The organism is Anabaena sp. UHCC 0253, from assembly GCF_009712085.1.
Lineage (GTDB): Bacteria > Cyanobacteriota > Cyanobacteriia > Cyanobacteriales > Nostocaceae > Dolichospermum.
Map to the genome: position 1 here is coordinate 333,051 of NZ_VILD01000004.1, position 14,452 is coordinate 347,502.

Consider the following 14,452-nt stretch of genomic DNA (forward strand, 5'->3'; position numbering starts at 1 on the left):
GAATACTTATTTTTGAATATCTTGAATATTAATCATTTCTGCCATTGCGACAACGATTTTACGCTCTCCCCAATAGGGATTTCTAGCGTGAGCAGTCAGCATATTATCTAGCATGATAATGTCACCTTTTTGCCAAGGGAAGCTAGTTTGTGCTTGTTGATAAACTGCATTAATTTCGGCAATTTCTGCTTCTGTAATTGGTGTACCGTCACCAAAGTAAACGTTCCGGGGTAATTTTGATTCTCCAAAGATAGATAGCAGCGATTTCCTAACATCTGTATCTAAATAGGAGATATGGTGTAATTGAATTTGGTTGAAAAATACAGGTTCGCCAGTTTTGGGATGTACTGCTAAAGCTGGACGAATTTGGCGAGTAACTAAACCATTATCATTATACCATTCAAATTCAATTTTTGCTTGATGGCAATAATTTTCTACTTCTTGTTTATCTGTGGTTTGAAAGAAATTCTGCCAACTCACATCTAAACCTTCAGCATAATTCCTCACGTACATTAACTGTTTAATGGCTAATTTTTCTCGCAGTTGAGGACTAAGTAATTGATAAGCTTTTCTACAGTCAACAATTGGCGTTTCTCCACCTTTATCCGCAGGTTGAACACAGTAGAACCAAATCTTTAAAGGGAAAGAATGTAAATGAGAACTTTCATTGTGAAAAAGTATTGCTTTATCTGCTGGGTAAGGAGTAGAACCATAAACTTTACCACCTTCATCTGTGCGGGGTAAGTCGCCATATTCAGCAAATAAATTAGGGCAAATTGTTTGAGCGAATTTTTCAAACTCTGAAACTGATTTTACATCAAAACCTCTAAATAAAATCGCTCCATGTTTAAATAATTCTGTTTCTAGATATGGGCGGTTATTTTCTATCCAAGATATGATATCAATTTCTGCACTATGAGGCTGAATTACCAAGGGGAATTGTTGCCCTGCTTGCAGATAATCTGTTTTAATTAATTGCTCTACTGATAGATTAACAGCCTTCGGAGCAATGCTCATAAATTTTTGTCTTTTAGCTGCTTTACGCTCCTGTTGTTGCATAGTTTGTTGTTCCTTTTCTGTTGCTGTAAGCATTTCTAATGTATTGATGTGGTTTTGAGGTTGGTTAACAATACTGTTAATTAATGTTTGCCAATGATTGGTTAAGTTAGTGATAGTATCTGAAGCAAATAAATCGGCGTTATATTGCCATTTTCCTTCTATACCTTGCTCGGTTTCTGTGAGGAATAGGGCTAAATCGAATCTGGCTACTTTGCTTTCTACTTCTAATAATTGTAAGGTGAGTCCTGGTAATTCCAAGGCTGAGTTTGGTGTATTTTGCAGAACAAATAGCACTTGGAAGAATGGTACTGTATTAGTTGCCTGACGTTCAGGTTGTAATTCTCTCACTAATTCGTCAAAGGGTAAATCTTGATGAGCGTAAGCTGATAATGTTTGGGTACGAACTCGTTGTAATAATTCCAGGAAAGTGGGATTTCCTGTTAAGTCAGTGCGGAGGACTAATAAGTTAATAAAAAAGCCAATTAAGGATTCAATTTCTGCTTGATTTTTGTTGGCAATATCTGTACCAACAACAATATCATCTTGGTTGCTATAACGTTGCAATAAAATTGTAAAACTCGCCAGCAGTGTCATAAATAAAGTAACACTTTCTTGCCGTGATAACTGTTGTAATTTCTGTGATATTGTAGCAGGTATCAAGAATGTATGACTAGCACCCCGGTTAGTCTTTACTTCTGCACGGGGAAGGGTTGTAGGCAATTGTAAAACGGGTAAATTAGCTAATTGCTGCTGCCAATAAGAGAGTAAAATTTCTCGTCTTTCACCTTGTAAATGTTGAAGTTGCCAAACTGCAAAGTCTGCATATTGAATAGGTAATCTTGGTAAAGGTGAAGTTTGATTTTGACTAAAAGCAGAATATAGTGCTGCCAATTCTTTAATTAATATACCCGTTGACCAACCATCAAAAACAATATGATGAATCGTAAATAATAAGATGTGTTCTTGCTGATTTAGTTGTAAGAGTTTGCATCTTAATAATGGTGCTTGTTTTAAATTAAATGGTAGTTCAAATTCATCTATACTATAACATTTAATTGCTTTTTGTTGCTCAATTTTCGTCAATTCTCCCAAGTTCACTACAGGTATTTTTAACTGTACATCAGCAACAATTACTTGTAAAGGTTGACCATCACCTAAAATAAAGCTAGTGCGTAAAACTTCATGACGGCGAATAATTTCATTGATGCTTTGCTCTAATGCTTGTATATTCAATTCACCCACCAAATTAACTGCTGCGGGCATATTGTAAATACTGCTATTAGGGTTGAGTTGTTCTAGCAACCATAACCTAGTTTGAGCAAAAGATAAAGGTAAATTTCCGTCACGAGAAACAGGTGTAATTGTCGAAATACTTTCACTATTTAGTTGTTGAATTTCCTTCGCTAGTTCGGCAATGGTGGGAAATGCAAATAAATGTTGCAATGATATATCTACTGATAAGATTTTCCGAATCCGAGAAATAACTTGAGTTGCTAATAAAGAATGTCCACCTAATTCAAAAAAATTGTCATAAATACCAACTTGATAAACACCTAAAACTTGAGTCCAAATTGCAGCTAAAACTTCTTCCACTGGATAACGAGGAAGTACAAAATTATTCGTTTCTAATTGAGTATTTTCTGGTGCAGGTAAAGCGCGACGGTTTACTTTACCATTAGGGGTTAAAGGTAAAAATTCTAAAAAGACAAAAGCACTGGGTATCATGTACTCAGGTAATTTTTGCCGTAAATATTGACGTAGTTGATCAATAGTGGTATTTTCAACAACTAAATAAGCAACTAAATGATGATTTTCTGGTACATTTTCCCGCGCCATAACTACACATTGACGCACTGCGGAATGCTGTTCTAAAACTGCTTCAACTTCACCCAATTCAATGCGGAAACCACGAACTTTTAGTTGATAGTCAATGCGTCCTAAATATTCAATTTCTCCATTGGTAAAATAACGGGCTAAGTCACCTGTTTTGTAGAGTAATGTTTCGGGAATAAATGGATTAGAAATGAATTTTTCTTGAGTTAATTCTGGTTGCTTAAAATAACCCCGTGCTAAACCAGCACCACCAATATATAGTTCTCCAGGAACACCGACGGGTAATGGTTGTAGAGATTGATCTAAAATATAAATTTGCGTGTTAGCTAGAGGACGACCAATAGAAACGGTTTTTTGACTATCCTTAATTTGCTGAATTGTAGACCAAATAGTTGTTTCTGTTGGACCGTATAAATTCCAAAGTTGATAACATCTTGAGGATAATTGATCAGCTAAATTTTGAGGTAAGGCTTCGCCTCCACAAAGGATTTTTAGTTGTGAATTTCCTTCCCAACCGGCATCTAATAACATTCGCCAAGTCGCAGGGGTAGCTTGCATAATGGTTGCAGCAGAATTATTCAGTTGTTGTAATAACTGTGTACCGTCTGTTGCTATTTCTCGACTGACTAATATTAATTTAGCTCCTGTTATTAAGGGTAGAAAAATTTCTAAAACCGCAATATCAAAAGATAGGGTAGTGACTGACAGTAAACTATCTGCCTGAGTTAAGTGTAAATACTGGTGCATTGCAGTCAGTAAATTTACCACATTTCTATGAGTAATTTGTACACCTTTAGGTTGGCCTGTAGAACCAGAAGTATAGATGGTGTAAATCAAATTATCCGGCTGAATGTTGCTATCAGGGGTGTTTGTTTCCTGAGAGGCGATGTTTTCCCAGTCCCGATCTAAACAAATAACTTGGGCATTATGGGGGGGGAGATGGGGTAATAAATATTGCTGGGTTAGTAAAATTGGGATTTCTGAGTTTGCTAACATGAATCCTAAACGCTCTTGCGGAAATGTAGGATCTAGTGGGATGTATGCGCCACCTGCTTTGATAGTTGCAATGATGGCGATGATCATGGAGAGGGAGCGATCGCTACAAATACCCACTAGCACTTCCTTACCTACACCCAAGCTGGTTAAATATCGTGCCAGTTGATTCGATTTTGTATCCAATTCTGCATAAGTTAACTGTTGCGAACCAGCTACCACAGCCACAGTATTCGGTGTCTTGGCTACCTGGGTGGTAAACAACTCATGAACGCAGACATGAGGATAATTAGCTTCTGTATAATTCCACTCTCTCAATATTTGCTGCTGTTCTGCTGGTGTCAGTATAGATAATTCTGATATTGACTTATCTGGATGTTTAACGATATCTGTTAACAAAGTTTCTAAATGTCCCAGCATCCAGTTAATGTTATCAACAGCAAATAAATCGCTGTTATACTCCAATTCTCCGACTAAACTTTCACCATTCTCTATAAAAGATAAACTCAAATCAAATCGAGCCGTATTATTTTCTATAGGCAAATATTCTAAATTTAAACCTGACAACTTTAAGCCATCCCCAGGCGCATTTTGTAGGGCAAACATCACCTGAAATAATGGTGTATGAATCAGATTTCTTTCCGGTTGTAGTTCCTCTACTAGTAATTCAAAAGGTAAATCTTGATGGGTATATGCTCCTAATGTTATTTCCCGGACTTGTTTTAAAAAATCACTAAAACTCAGATTATCTTTAAGTTGCGATCGCAATACCAAAGTATTGACAAAAAAGCCAATTAAACCCTCAATTTCCTTACGGTTACGATTAGCAATAGGTGAACCTATTAAAATATCTTCCTGTCCTGTATAACGATAAAGCAGAGTTTTAAATGCTGCTAATAAAGTCATAAACAGCGTTCCACCTTGTTTTTGACTCAAAGATTTTAATTCATTGCTCAAAACAGGAGAAAGTGTAAATATCTGCTTTTTACCAGTAAAAGTTTGTTGTTTTGGACGTGGTTTAGCAAAAGGAAGTTCTAATACTGGTAAATTACCATTTAATTGTTGTTTCCAGTAGTCCATTTGAGCAGAAAAGACTTCTGTTTGTAACTGTGTTCTTTGCCAAACTGCAAAATCAGCATATTGAATATTTAAATTAGGTAATTCATAAGCTTTACCTGTACAGAAAGACTCATAGAGAACAGCTAATTCTTGAATTATTACCCCTGCTGACCAACCATCAGCCACAATATGATGGATTGTGAACAACAAAATATACTCTTGTTTTGCTAATTGTAAAAGTAGGACATTTAATAATGGTGCGGTAGTTAAATCAAAAGCATAATTGGCTTGATTTTTAGTCCAATTTTGAGCTTCTATTTCTCGTTGTTCTGGTGGTAAATTCTGTAAATTTACCACAGGTAAAGAAATACAAATTTCTGCAATAATTACCTGTTTTGGTTCACCATCCACACTTAAAAAAGTAGTACGTAAAGCTTGATGACGGCGGATAATTTCGTTAAAACTTTGTTCTAATGCAGCAATATTTAAGTTTCCTTGTAGTCTTACCGACCTAGAGAGATTATAAGCATAAGTTCCTGGTTGTAATTGGTCTAAAAACCATAATCTTTGTTGAGCAAAAGACAATGGTAAATTATCTGTTTTTGTAACTTTTTTTATGGGTAAAACTGCTAAATTTTGTCCTGTTTTTAATGTTTTTTCTACACGCTGTGCTAGTTCTGCTACAGTTGGTAATTCAAACAAACTGCGGAGAGGTAATTCAACCTTAAAAGCTTCCCGAATTTGAGATATTACTTGTGTCGCTAATAGAGAATGTCCACCTAATTCAAAAAAGTTTTCTGTAATTCCTACTTGTTTAACACCCAAAATTTTGATCCATATTGCCGCTAAAACTTCTTCTATTGGGGTACGTGGTGCAATAATAGTAACTTGTTTGTGCGGGGATAATTCTTCTGGTGCTGGTAATTCTTGACGGTTTACTTTACCATTAGGAGTCAGGGGTAAGGCTTCTAAAATGACAAAGTGAGAGGGTAACATATAATTAGGTAATTTGTCCTGCAAAAATTTATTTAGTTGATCCAAATCTATAACTTCCGAATTTTTGGCAACTAAATAAGCTATTAATTGTTTGTTATTATTCTCATTCTCTCTCGCTATTACTACCGCTTCTCTAACTTGGGAATATTGAGTTAATAGGGCTTCAATCTCTGCCAATTCAATGCGAAAACCCCGAATTTTTACTTGATAGTCACTACGTCCAATAAATTCGATTATGCCATCTGGTAAATAACGTCCTAAATCACCAGTTTTATATAGTCTTGTACCTGGTTCATAGCTAAAAGGATCAGGAATAAATCTTTCCGCAGTTAAATCAGGACGATGTAAATATCCTTGTCCGACACCCCAACCACCTATATATAATTCACCAGTTACACCCATAGGTAATGGTTGTAAATATTGATCTAAAATATAGATTTGGGTATTAGCAATGGGTTGACCTAAAGGGATAATTTTGGTTGGTGTATCTGCTTCTATATTAATAAGATAAGTAGCAACAATACCACAAGTTTCAGTTTGACCAAACATATTAATCAGACGGGACTGATGTTGCAGATCAAATTTCCAAGTAACAGGAATATCCGATAATAGAGGTTCACTCGCAGAAACAATTAACCGTAAATTATTATCTAATAAATGATTTTTTAAATCTGCGGCCAAATTAGTCAGAATGTAATTACAATTGCGCCAATAGGAGGGAACAATATCAATAACTGTTACCTGATCTTTCTTAATTCCTTGGAACAATTCTAAGGGGTCTTGACGTTGTTCTTGGGTGGCAATTTTCACCGTTGCACCCCGCGTCAGAGGAACTAATAATTGTCTAACAGAAGAAGAAAAAGCGAGAGATGCAGTGTGTAAATAAATATCATTAGAGGTGATATCTAGAGCTTTTTGCATTGTTTGGACATAATGGCACAAATTAGCATGAGTGACACGCACACCTTTCGGTTTACCTGTAGAACCAGATGTATAAATCACATAAGCTAAACTTTGAGGATAGCTGGTATTTGTTAAATTGTCTGGAGATTCTTCATTGATAAAATTATCAATTTTATCTATATAAACTACCTGAATTTTATCTGTTGATAGTTCTAGTTTAATATGTGATTGAGTTAATAAAACCTTGGGTTGCGAGTTTTCCAACATGAACACTAAACGCTCTTGTGGATAAGTTGGATCTAGGGGTACATAAGCACCACCAGCTTTCAAAATAGCGAGAATACCCAATACCATTAATGGGGATCTGTCAACACATAAACCCACTAAAATATCAGAACCAACGCCCAATTTTTGTAAGTATCTTGCTATTTGGTTGGCACGGTTATTTAGTTGAGCATAAGTAAATATTTCATTTTCAAAAATGAGTGCTATTCTCTCAGGTGTATTAATTGCTCGTTCACTAAAGAGTTGATGAATACATTGATAGTAATTATAATCAACTTGAGTATTATTAAACTGTCGCAGTAATTTTTGCTTTTCTATTTGATCAAGAATTTGTAATTGTGAAATTGGTAAATCCGAAAAACTTATAGCACTTTCTAATAAAGTACAAAGTTGTTTTAATAGCTGCTGAATATGCTCAGATAAAAATAAATTGCTATCATAACTTAGTTTTAATTCAAGAGAGTTATTTTGATCATAACTAGAAAGTTTGATTTTAAATCTATCAGTATAAACAGCTTGCTGATAAATTGAAAACTCAATTTCATCACTATGATAATTAACTAATTCTGGTTCAAGTTCAAAAGCAAAAGGTAAAAATTCGGTTTCCTTGTCTAATAAAAAATATTCTTCGTAACTAAAAGCCTCTACTAATTTGATTTGGATTTGCTCGCAAATTTCTAAAAAGTTATCTGTTCCTTGGATATAAACAGAAATTGGTAAGGTTTTAGATAATAAACCTAAAGCTAATTCTAATTCTTGATATTTACGACCTTCAGAAACAAAACCAATAATTAAATTATCTTGTCCTGTTAGTTTCCATAATAGTATATTCCAACAAGTCAATAAAAACTCACTGAGAGAAATATCATTCAATTGGAGATAACTATTAATTTTATTAGTCAAATCTACATCTAATTTACAGCTATAACTTTCTGGTTGAAATTCTAAATTTGCAGTTTTTTGACCAGGTAAATGTAATGCTGTTAAAGCTGAAAAATCTAAATTACTCCAATATTCTCTACCAGCTTGTGTTTCTACTCCTGTTAACAGTTCATTTTGCCACGCAGATAAGTCAGCATACTGTAACATTTCATCATCTAATATATCTTCTTGATGGCTGATAGCAGCATAAGATTCACTAATTAATTTAACTAAATTTTGTAATGTTATTTTATCTCCACAAATAGCAGGTAAAGCCATTAATAGAATATATTTGTTAGCTGCAATATTCACCAAAGATAAATTTAAAACAGCACCTGTTTCTAGATTAAAGTTTAAATTGAGAAACCCGTTAAATATTTGTTGTAATTTATCCTTTTGTTCCTGAAAATTACAACTACTTAAATCATATTCTTTATACAAAAACAGACCTTGATTATTAATAACTTGTAGAGGGAAATTCATTTCCGTTACATCTTGATAATTGGTGCGGAGAATTTCATGATTTTTAATAACTTGATTTACAGCCGATTTTAAAACTTCTATCTGCAAATTTCCGTTAATTGATACAGCACCGACAACACAATAATTAAAACTATCATCTTGTTGTAAATGCCATAAATATTTCTGTTGTGGAGACAATTCAAAACCGTTAACTTTCATCAGCATATCTTACTCCCATTTTCTATTTATTTCTGTGTTACTCAATTCTTAAAAAGATTTTTATTACAGCAGTTTTCATATATTTATTTAAACCACACTCTTGATACCTCTCTGAGCCTCTGCGACTCTGCGTGAAACAAAAAATGAGTTTATTCACCTGAAGCTGTAATATTAACTTCTCCAAGGTTCAGACATTCCTACTACAACCTTTCTTTTACCAATAAAAGGATTTCTACCATGTGCTGTCAATAGATTATCTAACATCAAAATATCATTTTGTTGCCAAGGAAAGACTATGGTATGGTGCTGATAAATAGCTCGCAATTTATCTAATACATCTGCTGGAATTGGTGAACCATCACCATAGTAGGTGTTATGGGGTAATTCTGCTTCTGAAAACTCAGATAATAACGCTGTTCTCATCCCCTTTTCTAAAGTTGAAATATGGAAAAATACAGCATGATTAAACCAAACCAAATCACCAGTAGCAGGATGTTTAGAAATTGCTGGACGTATTTGCCGAGTTCTTAATTTATTTCCTGTTTTCCACTCAAATTCTATCCCTTGATTATTACAAAAAGCCTCGACTTCTTCACGGTTATGAGTTTGAAATACAGTTTCCCAAGGTAAACCAAAACCCTCACCAAAATTCCGCACATACATTATTTGCTTTTGAGCAAAAGTCTCTCTAATTTCTGCTGGTATGCTTTGATATAAATTCCTTGTATCTGCTATTGGTGTTTCTCCCCCTTGCTGTGCTGGTGTCACACAGTAAAAGAAGATTTTCAGGGGATAGGTTGCTGCATAGGAATTTTCACTATGGAGAAAAATACTTTGATCAGCAGGATGATCTGTAGATGTGTATATTTTACCATGAACTGTACTACGAGGAGAAGAGCGATCGCGGTATTCTATTAACTTCCCAGATACAGTTTGAATTAACCCTTCAAACTCCTCAACATCAGCAACTTGAAAATTACGAAATAAAATCCCACCATGTTGATACAAATAACTCTTCACCAATTCTACATTACTCGCTACCCAACTGACAAGATTAACACCTGCAACATTAGCTTGAATTAACAATGGTAAAGTTTCATCAACTTTTAAAGGTGCTACTTGTACCAACTGAGTAACAGCTTGTCTTCTGATTTCACCAAAAGTTTTGAGACTAGGCTTTACTGCTACATTAGCATATTTAATATTAGGCATTATTCACACTCCTAAAAACTTTTTTTCCTTCTCTTCTCTGCGTCCTCTGCGTCTGGAGCGGTTCGTTATTCAAAAATTTCCACTTTGTTCAAATCGAGAAACAGCAGCACGCTTTATTGACTTCAACTTTTGTAGACTAATATTTTGTAATTCCTGCTTTTGATCAGACTGTTGTTTCTGAACGATATTAACTAACTTATGAACCTGAATATCAGGACTTTCTATCACAGTCTGTAAAATCAACTCATAATGACTAACCATGAGTTTAATAGTTGTAGCTGCAAACAAATCTGTTTTATACTCAAAAGATCCATTTATTCCCTTATCACTTTCCCAAACACTCAGCTTTAAATCAAACTTAGAAGTACCAACATCTACTTCTTCTGGTTGCCAAGTTAATTCTGAATTTTCAACCGTTGGTATCAGCGCATTTTGCAAAATAAACATCACTTGAAACAAAGGATTATAACTCAAGTTTCGTTCTGGTTTTAACTCCTCTACCAACTTCTCAAAAGGTAAATCCTGATGAGCATAAGCATCTAAAGCAACAGCACGTATTTGTTTAAGTAATTCTCGAAAACTGGGGTTGCTACTAAAGTCACTGCGAAAAACTAAAGTATTAATAAAAAAGCCAATTAAATTTTCAGTCTCTCGCCAGTTTCTACCTACAACAGGCGAACCAACTAAAATATCTTCTTGTTTAGTATAGCAGTAAAGCAAGGTTTTAAACACTGTCAAAAGAGTCATAAATAAAGTTACACCCTCTTGTTGATTTAATTTTTTCACACCTGCTTTTATTTCTGCTGGAATGGTAAAAAATTCCTTTTTACCTGTAAAGGTTTGTATTGCTGGTCTAGGTTTATCTGTGGGAATATTGAGTAATACTGCACTATTACTAAGTTGTTGTTTCCAGTAATTTAGCTGCTGATCAATAATATCAGATTGGTAATAATTTCTTTGCCAATAAGCATAATCTGCATATTGAATACTCAACTCTGGTAAAAGCGCAGGTTTATTAACAGTAAATGCTGCATAAATCGTTGCTAATTCTTGGATAAGTACCCCAATTGACCAACCATCAGCAATGATATGATGTATGGTAATTATCAGCAAATGTTCATCAGTTTTTAGAGTTAGTAATTTTCCTCTTAATAGGGGAAGTTCAGCCAAGTGAAAAGGCTTTTGAGTTTCTTGTAAAATCAAACTTTGAATATCAGCATCACAATTTTCCTGAGTTGTAAAATGTGAAAATTTTACTTCTAAACTCTCATGAATAACCTGAACTGGTTTCCCAGCTACAGCGACAAATGTTGTCCTTAAACTTTCATGACGTTTGATAATTTCATTCAAACTGCTTTCTAAAATTACTCCATCCAGTTTACCACTTAATCTAATAGCGATCGCTACATTATAAAATGGATTACCTGGTTCTAATTGATCAAGAAACCATAAACGCTCTTGGGCTAAACACAAAGGTAATTCACTATTTCTAGAAACACGCTGGATGGTTTGAATATTAGTTTGATTTGTTGACAATATTTGTTTGCCAATTTGAATAATACTCGTTTCAAATAAATCAACTGCTGAAACTGTTACTCCTAAATCTTTCTGAATCCGATTTTTTAAATCAAATGCTTGTAATGAATCAATCCCTAAATTACTTAAAGGCTGTTGTACATTAATTTCATTGAAGGGTATTGATAATACATGGGATACTATTTGTTGTAAATAAGATTCGATATTTTCAGCTTTGACTTCTCCCAAATTTTCATAATTTAAAATACTACTATGCACAACTTGGAGATTACCAGCTAAAAATTCCACTTTGGTAGCACGACGTTGAATTTTACCACTGGAAGTTTTAGGAATAGTCCCACCTTTAATTAAAACGACTGCATAAACTTGAATTTCAAATTGTTGGGAAACAGCTTGACGAATTGCTGCAATAACTTCTAAAAAATCTGGTTTAGCCCGAAATTCTAATTCTTGAACTATAACTAATTTTTCCTCATTTCCCACATCTATAGCAAAAGCTGCCCCACCACTGCGACGTAATGCCGAATGGCTATTTTCTGTTATTAATTCAACATCTTGGGGGTAGAGATTACGCCCGCGAATAATGATTAAATCTTTGCTTCTACCAGTAATGAATAGTTGCCCATTATGGAAAAAACCTAAATCCCCAGTTCTTAAAAAATCACCTTCATTGCTATCTTTAATTTCAGCTTTAAAAGTTTCCTTAGTTTCCTCTGGACGTTGCCAATAACCTTGTCCAACACTGGGACTAAATACCCAAATTTCCCCTACTTCATTTTCATGACAAAGAGTGCAATTTTCAAGATCAACAATGACAATTTTTTGTCCTGGTATGGAAAGATTATAACCTACTAAATTAACAATATTTTCATCTGAATTGGTAGGGATAATTTTGTGCTGTTCTAATGCTGTTTTTTCCACTGAAAGAGTTACAGGTAAGGCTGATTTTACAGTTCCTGAGACCATTAAAGTTGCTTCCGCCATGCCATAACAAGGATAAAAAGCTTGGGGACGAAAACCACAATCTGCAAAGGTTTGACTAAACAGTTCTAAGGTTTGCTGACGGATAGGTTCTGCACCATTAAAAGCCACATCCCAACTACTCAAATCTAAGGTAGCGCGTTGTTCAGGAGTAATTTTCTCCACACATAAATGATAGGCAAAATTAGGCGCACCGCTAGTAGTTCCCTGATAGTCAGAAATTGCTGCTAACCAGCGATAAGGGTTTTGCAAAAAGGATGCTGGCGACATCATAATACAAGGAAAACCACCGTACAAAGGTTGCAATACCCCACCAATTAATCCCATATCATGATAAATCGGCAGCCAGGTTACAAACTTGCTTTGTTGGGAATGTTCCATGCAAGCATAAGTCATGGTTGCGTTATGGATTAAATTACCATGTGTCAACATCACACCTTTGGGTGTACCTGTAGAACCAGAAGTATATTGCAGAAATGCTAGAGTATCTGAATTTATAGGCGGTTCGCGCCAGTCAACAGCGATATCAGGTTGTATATCATCGGTAGTTAAGCAACGCAGATTAGTGTCTGCTTCGGCGACTAATAAAGATTGTATCTGCTGTAAAATCGTGGTCGTTGTTAAAACAATTGCCGCTTCAGCATCTTTGAGAATTGACAGGATTCTGGGTGTGTTGCGATAGTTGCGCGGTGGATAAGCGGGAACAGCTACCACACCTGCATACAAACACCCAAAAAACGCTGCTAAATAATCTAAACCCGGTGGGTACAGCAGTAACGCCCGTTGTTCAGTCAAATTTAATACTTGTAACTGACAGGCGAACTGACAAGTCAGCACTTGCGCTATCGCTCTACTTTGACGGTCTAACTCCTGATATGTCAAAGACTTTGCTTGTGCTTCTCCATCAAGCAAAAAAGTAAAAGCCTCAGTATTTAGTTGTTTTAAACACCTGTAACGTAGTAATTCTACAACGGTAGAAAAATCATTGATAGATTGAGTCATTGTACTTTCACAACCTTGATGCACACAAGAAAATTGAATTGAAGCCAGTTGAAAAACCTTAACAAAGAGCAATATCCCTAATGCTGACCTGTTAGTTTACAGTTATTAGCAGTGTCTCATTTGCGTCTATTTAGTCTGTTACTTACAGTCCGCCAATGTTTATTGCCAGTTATTTTCAATTATAAATTTCACCTTATAGCAATTAGTTGAAAATGACAATCAGTAATCTATCAATAAATTTTATCACTATCTTGATTAAGTATAAGTTTTTTACACCATCATAAATTACTACTGTAGATAGATGACAAATTCTAATATCAAAGATTTATGACTAAAAAGTAACAATTTTTTAGTCTGGACAATGACGATAAAGCCTTGCAATGTAAGGATTTCAGCCCAAAAGCCTAATCCAGCCATTACGTCGCCTTCAGTCAGCCCAGCTAGAGCCGATTTGAAAAAATACTTGCTTTGTAAAAATCTTTATGATAATACTTCTTAATAGTGATACCTATAACTGCAAATTACTTGCAGCTATTTAGTGAGGGATCTTTTATATAAAACCCACATTCCGCAGATGTAACTCAGATTATTGATATTTTTGAAAAATCCCAGCCAGGAAAATTTTATTTACCTAATTTTTCTGGTTGAGTTTAACTTTATCTACCAAAAAATAGAGAATATTACCGAAATTAATTTCGCTAGGTTTTAAAATAGATTCTCTCTCTCAATTAAAATAGTCATTTCGGCTTAAATAAACATGACAATTACAGCAAAAAATATTTTCACTCTTTGCTAAAAATTTCTATTTACTAATTTTATCGATCACTATCTACATCTTTTTTGGTCTAATAAACTCTCATCAAATAATTAGATAATATTTACTACAACTCCTTCCTAAATACCTGACAATCTTTTCACGTTCCTCCGTTAAATTGCTCATTTGTTTTTGTCCATTTATGATTACCAAATGTACAGCCTGAAACATCTGAAA

At 34.7% G+C, this 14,452-nt stretch carries 3 protein-coding genes; all 3 read right to left on the reverse strand.

The annotated features are described in order from the left end of the window. Positions 1-6: 6 nt before the first annotated feature. The 3 genes from FJR38_RS13275 to FJR38_RS13285 all read right to left on the reverse strand — a co-directional run bounded on the left by FJR38_RS13275 (position 7) and on the right by FJR38_RS13285 (position 13,461). Complete coding sequence (locus FJR38_RS13275; RefSeq protein WP_168537513.1) at positions 7-8,736, reverse strand: non-ribosomal peptide synthetase; 8,730 nt, start codon at positions 8,734-8,736, stop codon at positions 7-9. Between the two features lie 165 nt (positions 8,737-8,901). Continuing rightward, positions 8,902-9,942 carry a TauD/TfdA family dioxygenase gene (locus FJR38_RS13280; RefSeq protein WP_168537515.1) on the reverse strand — a complete coding sequence of 347 codons (1,041 nt, stop codon included), beginning with the start codon at positions 9,940-9,942 and terminating at the stop codon, positions 8,902-8,904. Between the two features lie 69 nt (positions 9,943-10,011). After that, positions 10,012-13,461, reverse strand: coding sequence for a condensation domain-containing protein (locus FJR38_RS13285; RefSeq protein WP_168537517.1), 3,450 nt, complete (start codon positions 13,459-13,461; stop codon positions 10,012-10,014). Positions 13,462-14,452 lie beyond the last annotated feature (991 nt).